The 23,151-nt window shown below is 72.1% G+C and carries 21 protein-coding genes; 14 read left to right on the top strand and 7 right to left on the bottom strand.

Going from position 1 to position 23,151, the window contains the following annotated elements:
- Positions 1-143 precede the first annotated feature (143 nt).
- The 3 genes from asnB to fabD are packed head-to-tail and all read right to left on the bottom strand — an operon-like array spanning position 144 to position 3,959.
- Complete coding sequence (asnB, locus tag LCD33_RS12165) at positions 144-2,111, bottom strand: asparagine synthase (glutamine-hydrolyzing) (protein WP_224967288.1); 1,968 nt, start codon at positions 2,109-2,111, stop codon at positions 144-146.
- Between the two features lie 4 nt (positions 2,112-2,115).
- A complete protein-coding gene (locus LCD33_RS12170; RefSeq protein ID WP_224959465.1) occupies positions 2,116-2,370 on the bottom strand; it encodes an acyl carrier protein in 255 nt (84 codons plus the stop codon).
- Between the two features lie 44 nt (positions 2,371-2,414).
- Positions 2,415-3,959, bottom strand: coding sequence for an ACP S-malonyltransferase (gene fabD / locus LCD33_RS12175; RefSeq protein ID WP_224959463.1), 1,545 nt, complete (start codon positions 3,957-3,959; stop codon positions 2,415-2,417).
- A gap of 1,247 nt (positions 3,960-5,206) precedes the next feature.
- On the opposite strand from fabD, the gene LCD33_RS12180 reads away from it, so the two are divergent.
- Positions 5,207-6,316, top strand: a complete 1,110-nt coding sequence (locus tag LCD33_RS12180; protein WP_224967289.1) for a type I-E CRISPR-associated protein Cas7/Cse4/CasC — start codon at positions 5,207-5,209, stop codon at positions 6,314-6,316.
- Between the two features lie 4 nt (positions 6,317-6,320).
- Here the strand turns inward: LCD33_RS12180 and LCD33_RS12185 are convergent, their stop codons facing one another.
- On the bottom strand, positions 6,321-6,950 hold the full coding sequence (locus LCD33_RS12185) for a TetR/AcrR family transcriptional regulator (RefSeq protein WP_224959461.1): 630 nt from the start codon (positions 6,948-6,950) through the stop codon (positions 6,321-6,323).
- Positions 6,951-7,062: 112 nt separating this feature from the next.
- On the opposite strand from LCD33_RS12185, the gene LCD33_RS12190 reads away from it, so the two are divergent.
- Positions 7,063-7,695, top strand: a complete 633-nt coding sequence (locus LCD33_RS12190) for an MSMEG_1061 family FMN-dependent PPOX-type flavoprotein (protein ID WP_224959460.1) — start codon at positions 7,063-7,065, stop codon at positions 7,693-7,695.
- A 39-nt stretch (positions 7,696-7,734) separates the two neighbouring features.
- Here LCD33_RS12190 and LCD33_RS12195 read toward each other — a convergent pair whose 3' ends face one another.
- The gene (locus LCD33_RS12195) at positions 7,735-11,847 is read right to left on the bottom strand and encodes a tetratricopeptide repeat protein (protein WP_224967291.1); all 4,113 of its coding nucleotides are present in this window, start codon (positions 11,845-11,847) and stop codon (positions 7,735-7,737) included.
- Positions 11,848-12,302: 455 nt separating this feature from the next.
- Between LCD33_RS12195 and LCD33_RS12200 the strand changes: the two genes are divergently transcribed.
- From LCD33_RS12200 to LCD33_RS12220, 5 genes are all read left to right on the top strand, one after another.
- The gene (locus tag LCD33_RS12200; protein WP_224959458.1) at positions 12,303-12,656 is read left to right on the top strand and encodes a hypothetical protein; all 354 of its coding nucleotides are present in this window, start codon (positions 12,303-12,305) and stop codon (positions 12,654-12,656) included.
- 280 nt (positions 12,657-12,936) lie between these two features.
- The gene (locus LCD33_RS12205) at positions 12,937-13,239 is read left to right on the top strand and encodes a helix-turn-helix transcriptional regulator (protein ID WP_224977862.1); all 303 of its coding nucleotides are present in this window, start codon (positions 12,937-12,939) and stop codon (positions 13,237-13,239) included.
- Entirely contained in the window at positions 13,236-13,745 is a 510-nt protein-coding gene (locus LCD33_RS12210) for a DUF5753 domain-containing protein (RefSeq protein ID WP_255617382.1), read from the top strand. Before LCD33_RS12205 ends, LCD33_RS12210 begins: the two co-directional genes overlap by 4 nt.
- A gap of 10 nt (positions 13,746-13,755) precedes the next feature.
- Positions 13,756-13,965, top strand: coding sequence for a DUF397 domain-containing protein (locus LCD33_RS12215; RefSeq protein WP_224977863.1), 210 nt, complete (start codon positions 13,756-13,758; stop codon positions 13,963-13,965).
- Between the two features lie 107 nt (positions 13,966-14,072).
- The gene (locus tag LCD33_RS12220; RefSeq protein WP_224967293.1) at positions 14,073-14,303 is read left to right on the top strand and encodes a DUF397 domain-containing protein; all 231 of its coding nucleotides are present in this window, start codon (positions 14,073-14,075) and stop codon (positions 14,301-14,303) included.
- Between the two features lie 200 nt (positions 14,304-14,503).
- Here LCD33_RS12220 and LCD33_RS12225 read toward each other — a convergent pair whose 3' ends face one another.
- Both LCD33_RS12225 and LCD33_RS12230 read right to left on the bottom strand, forming a co-directional pair.
- Positions 14,504-14,809: a HigA family addiction module antitoxin gene (locus LCD33_RS12225; RefSeq protein WP_224967294.1), complete on the bottom strand. Its 306-nt coding sequence runs from the start codon at positions 14,807-14,809 to the stop codon at positions 14,504-14,506.
- Positions 14,810-14,822: 13 nt separating this feature from the next.
- Positions 14,823-15,029, bottom strand: coding sequence for a type II toxin-antitoxin system RelE/ParE family toxin (locus LCD33_RS12230; RefSeq protein ID WP_308011267.1), 207 nt, complete (start codon positions 15,027-15,029; stop codon positions 14,823-14,825).
- Between the two features lie 443 nt (positions 15,030-15,472).
- Here LCD33_RS12230 and LCD33_RS12235 point away from each other — a divergent pair, with 443 nt between their 5' ends.
- The 7 genes from LCD33_RS12235 (at position 15,473) to LCD33_RS12265 (ending at position 23,145) form a co-directional block, all read left to right on the top strand.
- Complete coding sequence (locus LCD33_RS12235) at positions 15,473-17,098, top strand: ABC-F family ATP-binding cassette domain-containing protein (RefSeq protein ID WP_224967295.1); 1,626 nt, start codon at positions 15,473-15,475, stop codon at positions 17,096-17,098.
- Positions 17,099-17,487: 389 nt separating this feature from the next.
- Positions 17,488-18,195 carry a hypothetical protein gene (locus LCD33_RS12240; RefSeq protein ID WP_224967296.1) on the top strand — a complete coding sequence of 236 codons (708 nt, stop codon included), beginning with the start codon at positions 17,488-17,490 and terminating at the stop codon, positions 18,193-18,195.
- Between the two features lie 120 nt (positions 18,196-18,315).
- Positions 18,316-20,079, top strand: coding sequence for an ABC transporter ATP-binding protein (locus LCD33_RS12245; protein ID WP_224962309.1), 1,764 nt, complete (start codon positions 18,316-18,318; stop codon positions 20,077-20,079).
- Between the two features lie 364 nt (positions 20,080-20,443).
- On the top strand, positions 20,444-20,560 hold the full coding sequence (locus tag LCD33_RS12250) for a lasso RiPP family leader peptide-containing protein (RefSeq protein WP_224962311.1): 117 nt from the start codon (positions 20,444-20,446) through the stop codon (positions 20,558-20,560).
- 88 nt (positions 20,561-20,648) lie between these two features.
- Positions 20,649-22,457, top strand: a complete 1,809-nt coding sequence (locus tag LCD33_RS12255; RefSeq protein WP_224962313.1) for an asparagine synthase-related protein — start codon at positions 20,649-20,651, stop codon at positions 22,455-22,457.
- Positions 22,457-22,726 carry a lasso peptide biosynthesis PqqD family chaperone gene (locus LCD33_RS12260; protein ID WP_224962315.1) on the top strand — a complete coding sequence of 90 codons (270 nt, stop codon included), beginning with the start codon at positions 22,457-22,459 and terminating at the stop codon, positions 22,724-22,726. Before LCD33_RS12255 ends, LCD33_RS12260 begins: the two co-directional genes overlap by 1 nt.
- The gene (locus LCD33_RS12265) at positions 22,723-23,145 is read left to right on the top strand and encodes a lasso peptide biosynthesis B2 protein (RefSeq protein ID WP_224962317.1); all 423 of its coding nucleotides are present in this window, start codon (positions 22,723-22,725) and stop codon (positions 23,143-23,145) included. The genes LCD33_RS12260 and LCD33_RS12265 overlap by 4 nt, the downstream gene beginning before the upstream one ends.
- Positions 23,146-23,151: the final 6 nt, after the last annotated feature.

Raw genomic sequence — 23,151 nt, forward strand, 5'->3', positions numbered from 1 at the left:
GCTTGGGCGGGGCCAGCGGTCCGGGGGCCGCGCGCCGCCGCCCCCGCCCCCCCCCGGGGCCCGGGGGGGCCCGGGGCGGCGGGCCGGGGGGGGGGGGGGCCCGCCCCCCGCCCCCCCCGGGGGGGGCGCGCGGGACTCGGAGGTCAGGCGGCCGCGCAGGTGCGCTCGTCGAGGACCCGCAGGGGCACCTTCAGGGGATCGCGGTTCAGGCCGTGCCCGCGCACGAACCAGTGGTGCAGCCACACCGTGGAGGCCAGCAGCACGAACGCCTGGTTCTCCTTGGTGCCGATGCGTTCCGGCGGGGCGTCGTAGACGCGGTTGACGAACTTGCGCACGAACCGCGCGTCCAGGGCGGGGATCTCGCCGAGCACGTCCGGGTCCAGCAGCAGGTCCCGGTAGTCGGGCCGGGAACGCACGAACACCGCGGAATCCGGTGCGCGGTAGGGGAACTTGCCCTTCTTCACGATGCGTTCCGGCAGCACGTCCGCGTAGGCCAGCTTCAGCAGGTGCTTCTCGTCGTAGGGGTCGCCGAAGCGCCCGTTGACCGAGTTCGCGCGGCGCACCACCGCCGGATCCAGGAACGGGCAGCGGTTCTCCACGCCGTGCGCCAGCGCCATCCGCTCGCCCTGGGTGGACAGCAGGTAGCCGGCCAGCAGGGTGCGGAACTCCAGCCACTGCGCCTTCCGCACCGGGTCCAGTTCGGCGTAGCCGGGTTCCTCGGCGACGAGCCGTTCCACCGCGGCCAGCGGATCGCCGGGTTCGGCGAGCAGCCGGGCCGCGAACCGGCCGTTCTGGAACCGCATCTGGTGCGAGAACAGGCCGGGCCGCTGCTCGGTGGAGAACTGCTGGTAGAGCCCCAGCATCCGGCGCTGCTCGTCGGCGCCGCTGAAGTGCGCCAGGTACGGGTGGAGCCGCCCCATCCGCTCCCGGCGGGTCTCGTCGTCGAGCGCGTCCCACTCGGACAGCAGCCGGGTGTCCTTGAAGATGCCGTAGCCGAGGAACGCCTCGTCGGCGCCTTCGCCGCTGAGCACCACCTTGATGCCCTCGCGCCGGACCTGCCGGGACAGCAGGTGCATCGGCACGAACGCGGTGCGGAACGCGGGCACTTCGGCGTGCCGGACGGCGTCGGGGAACGCTTCGGCGACGTCGGCGTCGGTGACGCGCAGCTTCGAGTGGTGGGTGCCGAGGTGCGCGGTGAGCTCGTCCTGCTCGGCGGACTCGTCGAACTCGGCGTCCTCGAACTCGATCGAGAACGTCCGAAGTGGATGGTCGGTGCGGCGGGCGGCGAGGTGCGCGATGATCGACGAGTCGAGCCCGCCGGAGGCGTACACGCCGACCTCCACGTCGCTGCGCAGCCGCACGTCCACCGCGCGTTCCAGGTCGCCGCGCACCAGCTCCACGGCCTCCTGCTCCGATTCCGGCGCCGGGCAGGCGGTCAGGTCCAGCGGCGCCCACCGGCCGCGCCGCTCCTGGTCGCCGCGCACCGACAGGTACTCGCCCATCGGGATCTGCTCGATCCCGCGGTAGCCGCTGTGCGCGGGCAGCGGCGTCCAGGTCGCGTAGAGCGAGGCCAGCTGGTCCGGGTCGAACTCGAAGCGGAACCCCGGGTACGCCAGGAACGCCTTCATCTCGGAGGCGAACAGCAGCGCGCCGTCGTGCCGGGCCACGAACAGCGGCCGCTTGCCGTACCGGTCCCGCGCCAGGTGCAGCTCATCGGTGACCGCGTCGTGCACGGCGAACGCGAACGCGCCGTTGAACTTCGGCAGGCAGTCCGGGCCCCACTCCGCCCACGCGTTCAGCACCACCTCGGTGTCCGACCCGGTGTGGAACGCGGCACCGCGCGCCCGCAGCTCGGCGCGCAGCTCCCGGTAGTTGTAGAGCTCGCCGTTGTAGCACAACCGGAATCGCCGGTCGGCGCTGAGCACGGGCTGCTGGCCACCGGCGAGGTCGATGATGCTCAGCCGCACCGTGCCCATCGCGATCCGGTCGTCGAGCAGGCAGCCCGCCTCGTCCGGGCCGCGGTGCTCGATCTGGGCGAGCATGTCGTGCATCAGGTCCGCGTACTCCCGCGGAGGGCGCGGGCTGCCGTAGAACCCGGCGATGCCGCACATGGCGTCACCGGCTTTCGAGCGCCCGCTCGCGGGCACCGTCGACGAAGGCGGCGATGCCGTTGAGCGACACCATGACGTTGCCGAGCAGCTCGTCCTCCTCGAACTGCACGCCGTAGCGCTCCTCGATGTGCGCCATCAGCGAGATGTAGCCGAAGGAGTCGAGGATCCCGGCCTTGAACAGGTCGGTGTCCTCGGTGGTCTCGGCGTCGAACTCGAACAGGAACTGCTCTTCGAGGTAGTCCTTCAACTCGTCCTTCATCGCGGTCCTCCGCATCGTCGTCGTGGTCGTCCCGGAACCGGCCGCTACGCGGCGAACGCGGAACCGGCGATCCGGGCCAGCGCGGGCCACTGCTCCCGGATGAAGAAGTGGCCGCCGGGGAACCGGTGGGTGCGCAGCGGCCGGGTGCTCTCCCGCTGCCAGGCGCCGAGGTCGTCCCCGGTGAACCACTCGTCCTCGCCGCTGAGCGCGGTGATGGGCACGTCCAGCGGTGGCACCCGCGGGTGCCGGTAGGCGCCGAGCGCGGTGAAGTCGGCGCGCAGGATGCGCTCGTAGAACGCCATCAGGTCCGCGTGCTCGCGCAGTTCGGCGGGCAGTCCGCCGAGGCGGTCCAGGTGTGCCCAGAACTCGGCGGTGGGCAGCCGCCAGGTGTCGCGCTCCCGGCTGGGGATGGACGGCCCGCTCTCGCCGGAGACGAGCAGGTGCGCGGGCTCGGGCAGGCCTTCGTCCCGGATCCGGTGGCACAGCAGGAAGGCGAGCCGCGCGCCGAGGCTGTGCCCGTACAGCGCGTACGGCCGGTCCAGCCGGTCGCGCAACTGCGCCAGCAGGTCTTCGACGATGGCGCCGGGGTCGGCCAGCAGCGGTTCGGAGATCCGGGCGCCGTGCCCGGGCCGTTCCAGCACCGCCACGTCCAGGTCGGTGCGCTCGGCGAGCCCGGCGTAGGCGCGTTCGTCGCCACCGGCGTAGGCGACGCAGAACAGCCGGGGCCGCGGTTCCGCGGCTTCCGGGGTGGCCTCGATCTGGCGGACCATGCGGGTGAGCACCTGGGTGTCGCCGACTTCCCGGCAGTCGTCCAGCGTGGTGTGCCGCAGCAGGTAGCGGACGCTGTCGAGCCAGCGCACCGACCCGGCGATCTGCTCGCTGATGGTGGCGGCGAGGTCCCGCTCGGCGTAGGGGCGGGCGGTGAGGTTGGCGATGACGGTGGCGCGCAGCGGCGCGAACCGGAATCCCTTGAGGAACGCGGCGAACTCGTCGCGGGCGGGTGCCATGTGCCGGGAGTGGAAGGCGGCGGAGACCTTCAGCCGCGCGACCCGCACGTCCTGCTCGCCGAGGACCTGCTGCGCGCGCTCGATCCGCTCCCGCGCCCCGGAGAGCACCAGCTGCGCATCGGTGTTGATGTTCGCGAGGTCCAGGTCGGTGAGCCCGTGCTCCACGAGCAGCGCGCGCAGTTCGGCGCGCGAGGTGCCCAGCACGGCGAGCATCGCACCACCATCGGCGCGGGACATCAGCTCACCGCGCTTGAGCACCAGCTTCAGCCCGGTCTCGAAGTCGAAGGCACCGGCCGCGTGCAGCGCGTTGTACTCGCCGAGGCTGTGCCCCAGCAGGTAATCCCCTGCCGGCGCACCGCGTTCCAGCGAGTCCACGTAGGACAACGCGTTCACCACGTACAGCGCGGGCTGGGTGCAGCGGGTGTCGTCCAGGCGACCGTCCGGGTTCCGCGCGCACAGCTCGGGCAGGTCGTAGCCGAGCACGTCGCAGGCGCGGGCGGTGAGCTCGGGGTGGCGCTCGAACAGCTCGGCGCCCATCCCGGTGCGCTGCGAGCCCTGGCCGGGGAACAGCACCGCGCTCACGCCGCCTCCACCACGCGGGTCCGGTGCACCGGCTCGGCTGTTCGCATCACGCGCCTCCTGAATGAGCGATCACCCCGATCGGGATCAATCTGGAGACCACGCTAGAGACGGCGCGGAACCACTCGCAATCTTCAGAACCACCATTCCGGCACGTCTAAGGAAATCACCAGGCGCACTTCTAGGGAAATCACCAGCAACTCCGCCGAATCGCCCGGAGACCACCGGCCGCCCGAGCTTCGCGCCTTCTCGGAGCACCGGGACCGGCGGAGAGCGCCTGCCGGCTCCCGAGCCTCCGGCGGACGGGCCCGCGGCAGGGGGCGACCCCGCTCACCTGCGCCCGTTTCCGCGCGGGGCGGCGGAATCCGGATGCGCACCGCGGTTCCGGCCCACCGCCCGCGACGCGCGACCCGGAGATCTCCGCCCATTCGGGCCCGCGGCATTCCCGGACCGGGACGAGGTGAGGATCGCACGTTCCGGGTGCGCCGATCCCAGGAGCGACCGGGCTCGATCAGCGGGCGGGCACAATTGCGGTCGAATCGCCCTACCGGCGGCGACACCGACCTTTTCCGCTCTCCAATTCCTTTCCATCCCAGGACCGGCCGAAACCGGCGGACGAGACCGTCGCGCCGAATGGAGCCGTCGCGGACTCGGCCGAACGGCCGCGGCGAACGGGAAATGAAGATCACAGGAAGATCCCGCAGCGAGACCATTCCGTTCCGGTAATCGTGAGCAACGGCCATCGTCGCTGGAAGCGCTTCCGGCGACGCTCGGTCATCCGATGTTCCCGGCACCGATCCCCGCGGTCTCCGCAGTTCACGGCGCCGAGAGGGGCGCGTTGGCAGCGCGGTCCGGGCTTGCTACCGTCGATCGAGGTCGCATTCCGGAACGCACTCAGCGAGGAGTGCACCTGGATTCTCCGCTTCGCCGAGCGGAAAACCGATGGCCCCACCGGCCGCAGGAGCGACGCGTCCCGCGGCACTCCGCTCGCCGATGGTCCCCTGACTCCCCGTCGTACCCCTTCCTGCCCGGAGGACAGCCCGTGAGTTCCGGTCCGCCGGACGAGCCGCCGCGCCGAGCGGCCGGACGCTTCCGGGTGCCGCCGCGCGGGAACGACGCCCGCCGCCGGAGCCGGTGCACCGCCGGTGCGGGTTGGCGCCACGACCTGCCCGCGCACGCCCGGTGCGCCCGTCCGACCCGCGCAGCGGCCTGCCGCGCTCCCGCGAGCTCACTCCCCGGAGGAACACCACATGATCGTCGAACTGCACCTGCTCCAGTCCGTCCCGGCCACCGAGCTCGGCCGGGACGAGGGGGAAGGGCCGCGGCGCGCGACCTTCGGCAACGTCGCGCGCGAGCAGCTCCCCTCCCGGTACCTGCGCCGGTCGGCGCGCGCCCTGCTGGCCGAGCAGGACCTGGCCCTCGCCTCCGCCGGCGTCTCCACCCGGCGGCTGATCGCCGACGCGGGACGCTGGATCGACGCGGCGAGCTGCGCCGACGATCCCGGCGCGGACACCGGGGACCTGGTGCGGGAGGCGTTCTACGAACTGGGCCTCGGCCTCGCGAGCGGCGAGCTGACCCCGTCGGTGGCGTTCACCGCGGACCGGGCGGGTGAGCGCCTCGCCCGGTTCTGCCTGGAGAACCGCGAGGACTACGCCGACCGCGCCACCCGCCGCAAGAAGATCATCGCCAACGCGGCGGATCCCGAGCAGGCGCGGCAGGACGAACTGGCGCTGGCGAACGTGAAGACTGCCGCGCAGCAGCGGGAGGCCGCCGAGCGCGTGCTCGCCCCCCGGCAGGCGATCGACGTGGCTCTGTTCGGCGGCACGATCTCCGACGAGGACGAGTTCACCGCCGAACCCGCCTGCGAAGTCGCCGACGCCCTGTCCACCCACGCCGCCGGGACCACCGCGGAGTCCGCGGAGCTCGCGGCGGCCTGCTACTACCGCTACGCCCGCCTGGACCTGGCGAAGCTCACCGCGAACCTCGGCGGGGACCGCGCCCAGGCCGAACGGGCCGCGCACGGCTGGCTGCGGGCGCTGGTGCGCGCCGTCCCCGATGCGCGCCCGAACGAGACCGCCGCCCGCACCCTGCCGGAGGTGGTGTTCGCGGTGGTGCGCGAGCACGGCTCCTGGAACCTGGTCAACGCGTTCCTCGACCCCATCGCCGGCGCCGATCCGCTGGCCGGCTCGGCGCGGCGGCTCGTGGAGTACTTCGGCCAGGTCCGCGCCTTCTACGACACCGGCGAGATCCGCGAGGTCCTCGGCGCCTCGGTCACCGGGGAGCTGCCGCTGGAACGCACCCGGCAGCCCGCCACCCTCGACGACCTCGCCACCCGAGCCATCACCGCGGCCCTGGGCTGACGGCTCACCGCAGCGGGCCGCCGGTGAGGTAGCGGGTGAGCATCGTGGTCAGCTCGTCCTCGAAGGCGGGGATGTCGATCGGGTCGGCCGACGAGATCAGCTGGTGCACCACGAGTTCCACAGTGGACACGACGAGCCGTGCCGCGGTCCGCGGATCGCCGACCCGCACCTCGGAGTACCGCGCGATGAGTTCGCGGGCGCGGGTGACGTGCTCCTGCTCCAGCCGCTCGATCTTCTCCAACAGCTCTCGCGACCGCGGCGCCTGCTCGAACATGACGCGCAGCAGCTTCGGGTCGTCCAGGTGGTTCGCGATGGCGGCCCGCACGAACCCGCGCACCTCTTCCTCGACGGAGGCCGGCCGCTGCGCGGCAAGGTGGGCTCGGGTCGCCGCGATGCCCTCGTCGAGGTGCTTGGTCAGCAGCTCAACCAGGATCGCGTCCTTGTTCGGGAAGTACTGGTAGAGCGAGCCGATCGAGATCCGGGCGCGCTCGGCGATCCGATTCGTGGTGCCCGCCGCGTAGCCGTGCTCGGTGAAAACGTGAGCAGCCGCGGTGAGGATGCGTTCCCTGGTGAGCTCCGCGCGCACCTGGCGCGGCGTCTTCCGAGGTCGCAGACGTCGTTCTCCGGAGCTCACGGAACCTCCCTGGGCAGGCGCGAAAGCGAGTGGCGCACGAACCGAACAATTGCTCATAATCATGGCACGACCTGCGAAGACATCGCCACCAGCGCTGCGGAAGGAGCCCCGGATGACGCTCGCTGGCACCCGGCCACGACGAGTACCGATGGCGGAGCTGCGCGCCCGGCTCGGCGAACCCGACGACGTGGTCAAGGCCCTCAAGGGCGGCGACCGGGTCGACGCGCACGCGCACCGGTTCATCGCGCACTCCCCGTACCTGTCGATGTCGACCTCGGACGCGCGGGGCCGCGCCGACTGCTCCCCGCGCGGCGACTACCCCGGGTTCGTGAAGGTCCTCGACGAGCGCACGCTCGCCATCCCGGACCGGCCGGGCAACAAGATCGCGGACTCGTTCCGCAACCTCGCCGAGAACGACGGCATCGGCCTGCTGTTCCTCGTGCCCGGCGTGGTGGAGGTGCTGCGCATCAACGGGAGCGGCTACCCCACCGACGATCCGGACGTGCTCGCCCGGATGCGCGTGGAGGGCAAGGAGGCGATGTTCGCGATCGTCGTGGAGGTGGAGCAGGTGTTCTTCCACTGCGGCCGCGCCCTGCTGCGCTCCCGGCTCTGGGACCCGGAGATCCAGTCCCTCGCCGCCGAGATCCCCTCCCCCGGCGAGATCGCCGCCGCCCAGTCCGGCCTCGGCATCGACCCCGCCCACCTGGAACACGAACTCCAGCAGGGCTACCGGCAGCTCTACTGACGTGGGGAACGGCCCACCCCGGGCGGGTGGGCCGCTCCGCTAGTCGGCTCGGAGCATCCGGCGTTCGCGCACGGCTTCGGTGACGGGATGGCGCGCGCCGTAGACGCGCTCGTGGTCGGCCAGCACCCAGTCGAGCAGTGCGGCGGCGCCCGCCGCATCCCCGCTGTCCCCGAGCGAGAGAGCGGCCAGTTCCCTGGTGCGCAGCGCGTCGGGATCGTCGGGTCCGGCGGTCGCGGCCCAGCCGAGCGCGGTCTCGCGGTACAGCTGTGCCGCGGCCGCCGCCTCCCCACCTCGAGCGCACCAGTAGGCGAGCCGCTCGTGCGCGGCGAGCTCCTGCGCGGTGCGCGGGCTCGGGCGCGGGCGCGGGTACCTCTCGACCAGGATTCCCCGCGCGGCGGCCAGCGACGCAGCGCCTGCCACGTCGCCGCTGTTGCCGCGGTGCTCCACGACGACGGACCAGGCGTCGAGCGGCCGCAGGTGCGTCGCCCCGAACAACGCGGTGCTCCGCTCCGCCCAGTCTTCGAACGCCTGCACCGCCTCGGCTCGGTCACCGGCAGCATCGAGGTTGATCGCGATGGACAGGCAGTGGTGCGCGATCTCGTTCCGATCAGGGTCACTGGTCATGTCCTTCAAGCCGAGGAGTCGGCGGTGCACCTCGGCTGCCGCGGCGTGGTTCCCGTTGCGGGCGTGCCAGCACGCGAGCCGGTCGAGCAACCGGATCACGTCCCGGTGACGGGCGCCGAGCAAGTCCTCCGCCACTGCGGTCGCTTCCAGGAGGGCCGACTCCGCTCCGGCGGGATCCCCGGCCAGTCCGTGCCATTCGGCCGCGACGCCTCGGGCGACCACGGCGTTGCCCGGGCCGCGATCGACCTCCAGGGCAGCGACGACCCCGTCGAGCGTGGCGGCCGCGGCGGCAGCGCTGCCAGGGGTCCCGCGGGTTCCCGGTGCGGGCTCGTCGAGGTCCGGATGGTCCGGACCGAACGCATCCACCCGGTCCACCGCGAGCCGGTCGAATTCGATCATCGCGCGGCGCGGATCGTCGGCCACGGCCCACATCTCCGCCAGGTCCCGGCGCACGCGCAGCGTGTCCGGGTGGGCCGCGCCGAGCACCCGTGTCGCGTTCCGTTCGAGCAACTCGAGGTCCGCCACCGCCGCCGCGGGGTCCGATGCCGCGCCGCAGATCGCCCGCAGGTGCCGGACGTCCAACGTCTCCGGGTGGTCCGGGCCCACGATGCTGCTGAGCCTGATCACCAGTTCGTCGTACGTGCGCCGGGCCGCGGCGAAGTCGCCCGCGGCGGCCCACGACTGCGCGGCCGAGTCCGCGGCCCAGATCGTGCTGGACGCGATCGGGCCGTAAACCCGCGCGTGGTCGGCCGCGAGCGCCGCGTACTGCTCCGCTGCGCCGACCGCATCTCCGTTCGCGCGGCGCCACGTCGCCAGCGCCCCGTCCACGCCCAGCTTCGTCGGATCGTCGGCGTCGAGTGCGCGCGCGCAGTCCACTGCGAGCTCCTCGGCGAGTGCCACCGCGCCCGCGGCATCCCCGGCCCAGCCGGTCCAATCCACCAGTGCGTAGCGGGTGCGCAGCACGTCCGGGTGGTCCACCGCCTGGAAGGCGAGCTGTGCGTCCCGCACGCGCCGGTACTCCGCCGCGGCCGCCGCCGGATCTCCGCCCCAGCCGCGGAACTGCGCGAGGCTCAGGTGGTACGGCGTCCGCCGCGGATCCTGTTCGTCGTACGCGGCGCGGACGTCGGCGAGCAGTGCGGCGCTGGTCCGCACCGCGTCCTCGGACCGGCCCGCGGCGGACTGCCACCAGGCCAGCTCGGCGCGGAGTTCGAACGAGGCCACCCCCGCCCAGTCGGCCTCGGTGGCGAGCCGCTCGGCCAGCGCGGTCAACCGGTCCGCCGCGGCGTGCGGGTCGCCGTTCTCCCCGAGCCGCACGGCCGCCTTCCGCTCGACGTGCACGGTCTGCACGTCCGCGGGGCCGACGGTGCGGGTGAGGTCGGACGCCAGCTGGTCGAGTTCCTGCTGCCCTCCCACCGGATCGCCGCACCAGCCCCGGAGGTACGCCGCGTGGTCGCGGGCCGCGAACGTCTGGTGGTGTTCCGCGCCGCATTCGCGTTCCAGCTCCCGGACCAACTCGTGCTGCGCGGCGAGCGAGCCTGCGCAATCACCCGACGTGCACCGCAGCCCCGCGATCTCCTGGGCCGCGAACACCGAATCGGCGTGGGGGGCGCGCAGCGCGCGGCGCAGCACCGGCAGCAGGTCCTCGAGCTCCATCAGCGCGCCGGTGGTGTCGAACCCCGACCGGAGCCGGGCGGCGTGCAGCCGAGCTCGCAGCGTGTCGGGGGCCGAGTGGCCGAGCGCGCGGGTGCGGTCGACGACCACCCGCGCCAGCAGCTCCAGATTCGCCGCCGGATCTCCTCCCGGCACGCCCGCGAGGTCTTCGCGGCAGTCCGCAGCGACCGGATGTTGCGTGCCGAGTGCCGCTTCTGCCCGGGTGATCAGCTCGCTGAGCTCCGCCCGCGCCCGGTCCGGGTCCCCGTGGGTGAGCACGCCGATCCGGTGGCGGTGCACCTGGATTTCGGTCGTGCCCGGTTCATCGGATTCCGGTGCTCGTTCGCTCAGCAGCGCGTCCCATTCGCCGTGCGCCGCCGCGGCATCGCCCAGCTCGTGCCGACGCTTCGCCACGTCCAGGGATGCCGCGACGGTGTCCGGATGCCCGGGCCCGAGCCGACGTGACCGGGAGTCGCGGGCGTGCGCGGCGACCTCCACCGCCGCGGCGGCGGCACCGAGTCCGTCGAGGACGTCGAGCAGCGCCTCCCGGCATTCGACGGTCTGGTCGTGGTCCGGTCCGGGTTCGATGTTCGCTGCGGTCAGCGCCGATTCCAGGGCGGCACGAGTGGCTTCCGGATCACGATCTCGTTCCGCGTCCGCCATGGTGCGCAGCAACTTGGTCGAGAGGTCGTCGGGGCCGCGCAGGTCGGTGCACCGCGTCGCCATCCGGCGGAGGAAGTCCGCCTGGGCGGCGCCGAGCCCGTGGTCTCCGAGGCTCTGCACCACTTCCCCGACAGCGTCGTGCACCTCGGGCCGGATCAGGTGGTCTCCGAGACCGAGCAGGAACTCGATGTTGGCCCGGAACATCCGATGCCCGGCGGCGTCCGCGTCGGCGACGATCTCGACGAGGCCGTCGGCGATCGTGGTGACGACCGGGCCTCGCTCCGCCTCCGGCAGGTCCTCCCACCGGACGCGGCGCGTGCCCCGGTAGCACCGGATGATGTCTTGCTTCTCGGTGAGCAGCTCCAGGTCGCACAGGACGCGGAGTGCCGCCGACACGTCGTTCGGGCTCGGGTCCACATCGGAGTCCTGGCGCAGGTGGCGCAGCACGGGCTCGCTGGTGATGAGTTCGACCGGGACCCCGTGGTCGTCGATGGCGGACAGGAGATCCGCCAGCCGGCTCGCGAGCGGATCCGTGCGGCTCGCGAGCGCGAGCGCGCTGCGCGTGGGGAAGGCGCTCGGCGAGCCGCCTTCGGCCTGGAACCGCTCGAAGTACTCCTGGTGGCCGATCGGGTTCTGCCGGAGGTAGGCGGCGATCATCGCGAGCGCGAGCGGATCGTCGCCCCACGTCCGGGAGACGGCCGACATGCCGTCGCTCGTACCGCCGGTTCCCCTCGCCGTCAGGTGCCGCTCCGGATCGATCGGCCCGGGCAGCTCGATCGCCGTGACGTCGGGCAGCACCTCGGCGATCTCGTCCGGTCCGATCCGCGACGTGGCGAGCACTCGACCACCCGCAGGCGGGACCAGTCCTTCGAGGACCTCCGGGCTCGCGATGTCGTGCAACACCACCACCCAGTGGGAAGCGGATGCCGTCAGGTGCTCCAGGAAGCGCACGGCGTCCCGCTCCGGGCCACGACCGGAGCGCAGCCCCAGTTTCGCCGCCGCCGTCGCGTAGGTGGACAGGATCGATTCACGCGATCCGGCCTCCACCCACACCAGCAGGTCCACCTTGCCGGTATTCCAGGCTCGCTCCACCTGGTCGACGACGGTGGCGGTCTTCCCGAATCCGTTGCCGTGGAACAGCGTCGTCCCCGTGGCCAGGAGTCCCGGCTCGTCCACCGCGACCATCGGCACGTACCCGACAGCCTCCGGTGGCACCGCGCCCACTCGCTCCCATTGGCCCAATACGAAAGAATTCGCGCGCGCGTCCATCATCTCGCTCAACACCACACCCACCGGTCGTTCGGAATCCGGTCGATCTTGCCAATCCGCGCCCCGGCGCGGGGGCGAACCCGCACGAAGAGACGCATGCCACGGTGAGCTCCGCGGGTCGGCGGCTGGTCCGCGCGCGCTGAAGGCGCCGGGACGGTGATACCGGAAGCTGTCCTGACCCGGGCACGTCACCCTGCCGGCGGCCCCGCCCCGCACGCGCGCGGCCTTGCGCGGGCCGAGATCACGCCGGGTGCGGACGGTCTCCCACCGGCTCGCCCGGCGCCGTCGGCAGCGCACCCGGTCGGCCCTGTCGTGCCGCACCTGCCGCCGACCATCATTCGAGCGGCACCGCTGGACGTCGGGACCGGCCCGATCGCGGCGGTCGCACGGCGGGGGGAACGATGTCGCGGCGCACGCACGACGACGGCTGGGTCGAGGACGAACTCCAGGACGGATCGCCGATCCGCTACCGGATCCACCTGGACCGGATCTCCGAGATACCTCCGGAAGCACTGCGCGTCCTGACCGATGCGGCCAGGAGCGAGGGCGTGGCGGTCGCCGACTACATCCGCCGCGTCGCCGAGATGCCGAAGCGGGAGCTGCACGTCCACCGAGATCGGATCAGACGCGGCGAAGGCGGCGACGGGCTGGCCCTGCGCTACGAGGCCTGGCTGGAAGCGCGCAGGACGGTCCACGGCGACATGCAGTTCCTGTCGAAGGGCGCGCAGCGCGGCGACCGGCCGTTCTGGCTCTGACCGAGACCCGCGGACGAAGATCGGCGACGCGCGCCGGAGCGGTGCGGCATGATCCACCGGTGTCGATCGGCGCATCGCCGTCAGAGTTTTCGGAGACCTTCCAGGACACGGGCGTAGAGGGTCGTCGTCAGGGCCGGATCGTGGTGGAGGTCGCCGGTCAGGTGGCGGACGTAGCCGGTGCGGGCTGGTTTCGCGAGATCGCCCGGGCAAGGCCGGTTCGGTGCGGATCGTGGTGGTGCCTTCATCCGGGTTCCCGGGATCGTTGGTGGGTTCTGGCCCAGTGACGGGCTTTTCGGGCCACGTCGTTGTCCAGGACGACGTCGCCGCCGCATTGCAGTGGTCCAAGGCGAAGGTCAGCCGCTTCGAGAACGCCGACCAGATCCCCGGCCCCGCCGAAGTCCTCGCGCTCGCCGCCATCTACGGCGTCAACGAGGCGGAACGGGACCAGTACGTCGCGCTCTCGCTCCAACACGCCAGCGCGGCTGGTGGCAGAGCTACGGCGACAGCCTGGCGAACAACTTCAGCGAATACGTCGGACTCGATGCGGAAGCCGATCACGTCCACGAATTCGCCGTCGACCTGATCCCCGGATTGCTCCAAACCGAGAGGTACGCGAAGGCACTCATGCAGGCGTGGCTGCCGCAGGTCGACGAATCCGTGGCGCGGGATCGGGCGAACATGCGCGCCGAACGGCAGCAGACGCTTTACGCGGACAACCCTGTTTCAGTCTCCGCGGTCGTGGGCGAAGCCGCGCTGCGTCAACTGGTCGGCGGCGCGGACACCATGATCGACCAGCTGGAACACCTGAACGCGATGAGCGAACTGGCCAACGTCACCGTCCAGGTGCTCCCGTTCTCCGCTGGCGCGGTGCCCGCACTCGGCGCGCCCTTCATCCTGTTGAGCTTCGCGGAGAAGGAAGAACCCGACATCGCTTACGCGGACTACATGACCGGGTGCGTCTATCTGGAGGATGCCTCCGAGGTCGAGTCCTATAGCCTGAATTTCGGCGCTCTACAGGACACAGCGCTGTCCCCGGCCGCGTCGACGGAGTTCATCGAGTCGATCGCCGGGGAGCTGCGAGCACGATAGGGAGCGAAGCATGAACGCCCCGGACTTCAGCCAGGCGACGTGGCGCAAGAGCACGGGGAGCAACGGCGGCGGCGCGGCGTGCGTCGAGATCGCCTCGATCCCGGGTCTGACCGGCGTCCGAGACAGCAAGCTGGGCGACACCAGCCCGGTGCTGCCCTTCGGCGAAGGCACCTGGTCGACCTTCCTCACCTCGGTCAAGCACGGCACCTTCGACCGCTGACGGCTCAAACCCATCCGGAATCTCCCGGATGGGCGTCGCCCTCTCGCGGCTCGGCTAGGCCGGGCCACCGCCAGGAAACCAAGGGTCCTGCGCTCAGAGGAGTTCACGTGATCCAGCTGAACAGGCAGACCTCGGAGGACTCCGGCCCAGCGGAAACGGTGTGGCGCAAGAGTTCCCGCAGCACCCCGAACGGCCAGTGCGTCGAAATCGCCGCACTCCCCGGCCGCACCGCCGTCCGCGACAGCAAACTCGGCGACCAGAGCCCGGTACTCCCCTTCACCACCCCGGCCTGGACCACCTTCCTCACCAACCTCAAAACCGGCACCTACGACCACTGACCCACAGCCCGCAGGACCCGAACCAAAACGCACACACCCCCACCTAAACCCCCAGTTCAAAAAGGGTAATCCCCGCGCACGCGGGGATGGACCGCTCGGTGAATACCGGGTATTCACCTGTGAAGAGTGAGCCCCGCGCGTGCAGGGTGACCCGCGCCCCGCCCCGAACCGAAGGATGAAGCGCGGCGGTTTCGTTGTCGTCAGCCGGCGTTGGCGAGCGGCGTGATCCGGTCGAGCTCTTCCCCGAGCCGGTCCTTCTCGATCTCCAGGTCGTAGTGCTCCTGGAGGTTGAGGAAGAACCTCTCGCTGGTACCGAGGTAGCGGGCCAGCCGCAGCGCGGTGTTCGCGGTGATGCCGCGGTCGCCGTGCACGATCTCGTTGATCCGCCGGGCGGGGACGCCGATGTCCTTGGCGAGCCGGTACTGACTGATGCCGAGGGGCTGGAGGAACTCTTCGTTGAGGATCTCGCCGGGGTGGACCGGGTCCATGGTGGTGTCGGTGTTCATCCTGGCCCTCCTGTCAGTGGTAGTCGACGATCTCGACATCGTGGGCGTCGCCGCCGTGCCAGGTGAAGCAGATGCGCCACTGCTGGTTGCTGCGGATGCTGTGCTGTTCGAGTCGATTACCCGGCGGGATGCGAAGGTCGTTGACGTGCTCGGCAGCGTGCATCACAGCAAGTTCACGTGGCGTCCATTTGAACGCCCGGCCCTTGAGGCTGTCGCGCACTCCCCACCGTCAGCGCCATTCGATAGTAAGCCCCAAGCACGTCGGGTGATCCCTCGCAGTGGCTGATCGATGTCACTGCCATTTCCGGGGTAAGCCCCGCGCATGCGGGGCTTACCCCGGGCGCACCTCCACCGGCGAAAATCGGTTTGTCTTGTTGTGGGGCGCTGTTACGGTGCTGGTCGGTGGCCGGGTCGCGGCCGGTGGTGAAGGAGTGGTCGACGTGGTGAGCGAGGACGACATCTCCGGGTGAGCTCGGAGTGCCGTGCGCCTCCGCTGCCCGGATCCGGGTGGTTCGGAGGGCGCGTCGTCGTACCCCACCACTGTTCGTTCCTCGGGCCGCTGCCCAGTGCTCCGCCGATTCACCGGTTCTCCCTTGGTCCGCCGGTGTTCGCGTGATCGGGAGCACGACCGCGGTGCGCCCGCCTGACGCGGGAGAGCTCGCCATGGCCGATGCGTTGATCACCTGTTCCCACCTCACCTTCTCCTGGCCGGACGACACGCCGGTGTTCGACGACCTGTCGTGCACGGCGGGTCCGGGCCGCACCGGGCTGGTCGCGCCGAACGGCGCGGGCAAGAGCACGTTGCTGCGGTTGATCGCCGGGGAGCTCGCGCCGCGCTCGGGCACGGCGGCCGCGCACGGCGTGGTCGGTTACCTGCCCCAGACGCTGCCGTTGCGCGGTGATCGCACCGTCGCGGACGTGCTGGAGATCGCGCCGGTGCTGCGCGCGCTGCGGGCCATCGAAGCCGGCGACGTGGACGAGGCGCACTTCGCCGACGTCGGCTCCGACTGGGACGTCGAGGAACGCGCCCGCGCCGAACTCGGCCGCCTCGGGCTCGGCGACATCGCGCTGGACCGGCCGCTGCGCACCTGCAGCGGCGGGCAGGCGGTGGCGATCGGGCTCGCCGCGCAACTGCTCAAGCGGCCGGACGTGCTGCTGCTGGACGAGCCGACGAACAACCTCGACCGGGACGCGCGCGACCGGCTGCACCGGGTGCTCGCCGAGTTCGGCGGCTGTCTGCTGCTGGTCAGCCACGACCGGGAACTGCTGGACCGGATGGACCGCATCGCCGAGCTCGACCGCGGCGAGATCCGCTGGTACGGCGGGAACTTCACCGCCTACGAACAGGCGCGGCTCGCCGAACGCGACGTTGCCGAGCGCAACGTGCGCAACGCCGAACAAGAGCTCAAGCGCGAGAAGCGGGAACGGCAGCAGGCCCGCGAACGCGCCGACCGGCGGGCGAGCAACGCGGCCCGCAACGCCGATTCCGCCGGGCTGCCGAAGATCCTCGCCGGGGCGCGCAAGCGGCGCGCGCAGGAATCCGCCGGCCGCGCCGACGACACCCACGGGCAGCGCGTCGACGACGCCCGCCGCAGGCTCGACGAGGCGAACCGGGCGGTGCGCGAGGACGACGTGCTCGCGCTGACGCTGCCCGGCACGCGCGTGCCCGCCGGGCGAACCCTGTTCCACGGCACCGGAATCCGGCTGGACCTGGGCGGTCACGCGCTGTTCGGCGACGGGATCGACCTCGCCATCCGCGGCCCCGAGCGCATCGCGCTCAGCGGCGGCAACGGGTCCGGCAAGTCGACGCTGCTGCGGCTGATCAGCGGCGACCTCGCGCCGGACGGCGGGGAGATCGCCCGGTTCGACGGGCGGATCGCGTCCCTGTCGCAGCGGCTCGACCTGCTCGACCTGGACCGATCCACCGCTGAGAACCTGCGGGACGCCGCCCCGGAACTGCCGCGGACCCGGTTCATGCACGTGCTGGCGCGATTCCTGTTCGCCGGCGACCGGATGCACCTGCCCGTCGGCGCGCTCTCCGGCGGTGAACGGTTGCGGGCGACGCTGGCGTGCGTGCTGTGCGCGGAACCGGCGCCGCAACTGCTGCTGCTCGACGAACCCACCAACAACCTCGACCTGGTCAGCACCGGGCAGCTCGTCGAAGCGCTGAACGCCTACGAAGGGGCGCTGGTCGTCGTCAGCCACGACGAGCGCTTCCTCTCCGAGGTCGACGTGCCGCGGCGGCTGCACCTGTCCGGCGGCGAACTGCGCGACACCGGCGGGAGATGACCCGCACCGCCCGACCGGAGGCGCGGTGGAAATGTCCCGCTGGAATGTCGAAAGCGAAGCAGGCGGGAAATCACCTCGCCACCCGCGCGAAAGTCACTCCGGAGCAGGAATTTCACTACCCGTTGGGGCGTACCCGGATACCGCCGGTTCGCGTAGCGTGGACATAACTGGGAAAACGACGAATTCCGGACGCGTCGATGGGGAGATGCGCGCTGCCCGGAATCGCGGAGCACGACGCACCTGACCGGCCGCACGGCCGCTCCTAATCGCGGCGAGAACACCCCTGCGAAAGCGGCTCCCGTCCGGCGGGGAATACCGCGGAGTGCTCGTTGCACTGCGCGGCCGCATCGTGCGAATTCGATGTGCCATGCCGATTCGGAGGAGGAAAGGTGCGGACCAGCGTTTCCGGCGACGAAGCCACGCGGAATCCGATCGTGCTCATCGCGCACGGCGTCCCCGCCTACCGGTGCGGCCTCGCCCTCGGCTTGCGGAACTCCGCGCCCGACGCGTTCGAGGTGCGCGAGTCGACCCCGGCGGACGCGGCCGAGCGCACCGGCTGGGACGCCTGCCTCGTCGAAGTGCCGTGCCGCGACCTCGCCGCCCTCGCCGCGCTCCGCCGCGCCCGGCCGGACGGCGTGCTGATCGCGCTGCTCGACGCGGCCGGGCCGGACGACTACCGGGCCGCGCTGCGCCTCGGCGCCGACAGCGCCGCCGCCCAGGACGCCGACCTCGACGAGATCATCTCGGTGCTGCGGCTGGCGTTGCGCGGCGACGTGCTGCTGCCGCGCGGCGTCGCCCGCGCCCTGTGCACCGGGCCGAGCCGCCCACCCGGCGCGGTGCAGCTCACCGGCGTCGACCGCGACCTGCTCACCCGGCTCGCCATGGGCAACCCCGTCGCCGACATCGCCAAGTCCACCGGTTATTCCGAACGGCAGATGTACCGGCTGGTGCGGGAGATCTACCACCGGCTCGGGTCCCGCAACCGCAGCGAAGCGATCGCCACCGCCACCCGGTGGGGACTGATCACCGGCGAGGACGCCGACCACCCCGAACCGGAACCCGCGCCCCGGCCACCACCGTGCGGCAGCAGGCGCTGAACCGAACGCGCGGACACCGGCACCGGAGAGCCGGCATCCGCCCCACGGCGGATCCGGCGGCCACGCCGCGACCGGGTACCGCTCACCGGAACCCGCGCACCCGCAGGAAGAAGGAGCCCCGTGCTACAAGCATTCCGGTCCACCCGGCGCAGCGAGGACTCGGACGACGACGAGATCCCCGAACCGGACCAGGCGGCCGAACCGGGCCGCCGCGTCGGCGTCCGCGACCTCGTCCAGGTCGCGCGCGGGCACCAGCGCGCGATCGCGCTCGCCCTGGTGCTCTCCCTGCTGGGCGCCGCGCTCGGCCTGGTGCAGCCGCTGCTGGCCGGGCGCGCCATCGACTCGTTCTCCCGGCAGCAGCCGTACCTGCCGCTGATCGGGCTGCTGGCCGTGGTGTTCCTCAGCGAAGCGGTGATCACCGCGCTCGGCGCCTACGCGCTGGAGCGCTCCGGCGAGGGCATCGTGCTGGGGCTGCGGCAGCGCGTGGTGCGCACCCTGCTGCGGCTGCCGATGCGCGGCTACGAGCAGCGCCGCCTCGGCGACCTGCTCTCCCGCACCACCAGCGACACCACCCTGCTGCGCGACACCCTCGCCTACGACCTGTCCGAGGTCGTCGTCGGCGTGTTCGTGGTGGTCGGCGGCACCGCCATGATGATCTGGCTGGACGCCGCCATGTTCCTCATCGTGCTGGCCATCATCGGCACCATCGGGGCGCTGACCACGTTGCTGCTCACCGGGATCCGCCGGTCCGTGGAGGACGCGCAGGACAGCCTCGGCGGCATGACCGCGGAACTGGAGCGGGCGCTCTCGGCGATCCGCACCGTGCGGGTGCTGCGCGCCGAAGACCGCGAGCAGGACCGCATCGGCGGCCTGGCGCAGCAGGTGTACCGGCAGAACCTCGGCGCGGCCAGGCGGGACGCGGTGGTGAACCCGGCGATGACGCTGGCCATGCACGCCTCGTTGATCGCGGTGCTCGTCGTCGGCGGCATCCGCGTGGTCAGCGGCGCTTCCTCGCTCGCCGACCTGGTCGGATTCCTGCTGTACGTCACCTACATCGCCGCACCGATGGCGAACATCTTCGACGTGCTCGCCACCCTGCAGCGCGGGATGGCCGCGCTGCAACGGGTCGACGACGTCACCCGGATGCCGGTCGAGGAGGACCGCGCGCCGATCACCGCGGTGCCGCGCGAACCGGCCGCCTCCGACGTGCCCGCGGTGGAACTGCGCGACGTGTGGTTCGGCTACGAACCGGACCGGCCGGTGCTGCGCGGCGTCTCGTTCGCGGTGCCGCGCCACACGCACACCGCGCTGGTCGGGCCGTCCGGAGCCGGCAAGTCCACGATCTTCGCGCTGCTGGCCCGGTTCTACGACCAGGACCGCGGGAAGATCCTGCTCGACGGCCGCGACACCCGGGAGCTGAGCCGCACCGACTGCCGCGCGCGGCTCAGCCTCGTCGAGCAGCACTGCCCGATCATGCACGGCACGCTCGGCGAGAACATCGCCTACGGCCGACCCGACGCCGAATCCGGGGAAATCGAGCGGGTCGTGGCGCTGGCCGCGCTGGAACCACTCGTGCGACGGCTGCCGCACGGCCTCGACACCCCCGTCGGCGACCACGGCGACCTGCTCTCCGGCGGAGAACGGCAGCGCGTCGCGCTCGCCAGGGCGCTGCTGCCCCGGCCTCGGCTGCTGCTGCTGGACGAACCGACCTCGCAGCTCGACAGCGCGAACGAGGCGGCGCTGACCGAGACCATCGCGAAGGTCTCCGCCGAATGCACGCTGCTCGTCATCGCGCACCGGCCGTCCACCATCCGGTCCGCGGATTCGGTGGTGGCGCTGGAATCGGGCGAGATCGCGGAGAACAGCACCGTGCGACCCGGGTGATCCGACGCCGGTCCGCCGCGGTCCGCCGCGGTCCGCCCGCTCCACCCGATCCGTGCCGCCTTCCGAACTTCCGATCCGCTCGATCCGCCAGCCTCGCCGGATCCGTCCGGCGAGGCTTTTCGCGCGCCCGGCGAGAATCGGATGCGGCGAATGGCGAAAAACCACCCGAACGAGATCAGCACGGACGCTCTACGACACTGACCAGACGGAATATCCACCCCCGACGACAGCGCGCGGCAGTTCCTCGGCAGCCTTTTCCCGGCCCGCGACATGGTTTCCCACCCCGCCCCGCGGATAACATCGGAATGCGTTGATCAGCGTGCACCACACCGAATCCGGGCAACACCGATTCCCAGGAGTGGCCATGTATTCCAAGCCCACCATCCTCAAGGTCGGCGAGTTCCAGAAGCTGACCCAGCACAGCCGTCCGGTGCGCAAGGACAAGGGACACCGCCGTCGGCCGCGGCACATCCTGCTCTGAGCAGCGGGGGCGAGCCGTGCGCACTGCGGCTCGCGCCACCCCTCGTCGACCCGGCTGGAGGCGCGCATCCCATGAACGGCGGCAACCCATGAACGGCGAATGGCTCGTGGTCCTGCCCGACCACCCCGAATCCGCCTCGATAGCCGACTCCCTGCGCCCGGCCCGCCGGGTGCAGCACCACTCGGGGCTGCCCTGGCTGGTCGGCGACTGGAATCCCGCGGACCTGCGGGTCGGCTCGGCGGGCGGCAGCAGGGTCGCGGCGCTCGGCGTGTGCGCGGCCGACACCGCGGAGCTGGACCGGATCGCACGGCGCGCCGGCTCGGTCACCGACCTGGACCGGACCACGTTCGACGTCCCCGGCTGCTACCACCTGTTCGCCTCCGTCCGCGGCAAGGTCCGCGCGCAGGGCACCCTCTCCGGGCTGCGCAAGCTGATGCACACCCGGATCGGCGGGGTGACCGCCGCCGCCACCAGGGCCGACGTGCTCGGCCCGCTCGCCGGATCCACTGTGGACCCGCAGCGGCTGCTGCTGCGGCTGCTGCTCTCGGAGGTCGCGCTGCACACCGTGCACGCGCCGCTGTGGGCCGGGGTGCAGGCGGTCGACGAGGACGACTGCCTGGTGCTCGACGAACGCGGCCGCCCCCGGGCGCACCGCCGCTGGACACCGCCACCGGCCGAACTCCCGCTGGCCGAGGCCGCCGTCGGACTGCGCGACGCGCTGGATCGGGCGGTGCGAGCGCGCACCGGATCGGGGCTGGTGCTCAGCAGCGACCTCTCCGGTGGGCTGGACTCCACGACGCTGTGCTTCCTCGCCGCCCGCGAGGACCGGCCGCTGACGACGCTGACGACGCTGGCCGCAGACCTCGGCGACGACGACCCGGAATGGGCCGACCTGGCCGCCGAATCACTGCCCCGCATCAACCGGCTGCAGTACGAGTTCGGCGAGCTGCCCACGCACTACGAAGACCTGCTGGAACCCGGGCTGCCGTGGGACGAACCGTTCCCCGGCATCGAGGACCGCCGGACCTACCGGGCGCTGGCGGCGGAGCTCGGCGCGGCCGGATCGGAACTGCACCTCAGCGGCGACGGCGGGGACGAGGTGCTGCCCGGCGGATCGGCCGGGGTGTTCGACTTCCTGCTCCGCCACCCGTGGACCGCGTTCGCCCAGCTGCGCGGTTACCGCGCGCTGGAGCACTGGACGTGGGCCGACATCGCGCGGATGGCGTGGGAACAGCGGCGCACCTACCCGGCGTGGCTGGCGGACCGGGCGCGCACCGTGATCGCGTCCCCGCTGGACGACGAAGGGGCCTCGGCGCTGCTGCAGCTGCCGCCGTGGGCGACGCCGGACGCGGTGGACGCGGTGCGGGACCTGCTGATCGCCGAAGCCGAGTCGGCGCGGGACGTGCCGTGGACCGAACACCACACGACCTGGGGCATCCGGCAGTGCGCCGGGCTGGTGCGCGGCACCGTGCCCGTCTACGCCGCAGGAGGCGTCCGGTTGTCCTCGCCGTACTTGGACGACGCCGTGATCGCCGCCTGCGCCGCGGCCCGGCCGCACGAACGCCGCTCGCCGTGGCGGTACAAGCCGCTGCTGGTGGAGGCGATGCGCGGGCTCGTCCCGGAACGATCGCTGCGGCGGTCCACGAAGGCGGAGGGCTCCAACCTGGAGCACAGCGGTATCCGGCGGAACGTCGCCGCGCTCGCCGCCCTGTGCGAGGACTCCCGGCTGGCCGCGCTCGGCCTGATCGACGCCGACCGGCTGCGGTCGGTGTGCACCGGCCTGCAGCTGCGGCTGTTCACCCCGTACGCGATGTCCACGACGTTCGGCTGCGAGCGCTGGCTGCGCGATCTCGAAGCGGAGACCGCACCGGAGCTCGTCGAGCAGGAGGTGTCCTGATGGGAGTGCGGTTGCACCACGAGGTGTCGCTGGCGGGCACCGACGAAGGATCGGTGCTGCTGGACCAGCGGTCCGGGGAGTACTGGCAGCTCAACGGATCCGCGGCGACCGCGCTGCGGATGCTGCTCGACGGCGCCGGGGAGCACGAGGTCGCGGCGGCGCTGGTCGCCGACAGCCCACCCGGTGACGTCGGCCTGGACGAGGCGCTGCGCGATGTGCGCGAACTGACCGAACAACTGGCGGCGGCCCGGTTGGCGGTGCGCTCGTGAGCACCCCCGAAGCGCTGTTCCGCAGCGCCGCCCGCCCGCCGCTGCGGGACCGGCTGGCGGCACGGTTCGCCGTCGTCGTCGCGCTGGGCCTGTCCCGGCTGCCGCCGCGCCGGATTCGCGCGGTGCTAACGGTGATCCGCGGCCGGGCTCGGCCAGCCGAGCACGATCGAGCACTCGCGATCCGGCAGGCCGTGGTGGCGGTGAGCCTGACCTGCGCCGGCAAGGGCTGCCTGCCGCGGTCGATCGCCATCGCCCTGCTGTGCCGCTGCCGCGGGCAGTGGCCGACCTGGCGGGTGGGGGCGCGCACCGACCCGTTCGGCGCGCACGCCTGGGTGGAGGCCGACGACATCGCGGTCGGCGAGAACGCGAGCATCGACTCGTTCCACCCTCTGCTGACCGTGCCGCCGCTCGCGCGGTGAACTCTC

This window comes from Saccharopolyspora sp. 7B (genome assembly GCF_020177435.1).
In the GTDB taxonomy this organism is placed as follows: Bacteria; Actinomycetota; Actinomycetes; order Mycobacteriales; family Pseudonocardiaceae; genus Saccharopolyspora_C; species Saccharopolyspora_C gregorii.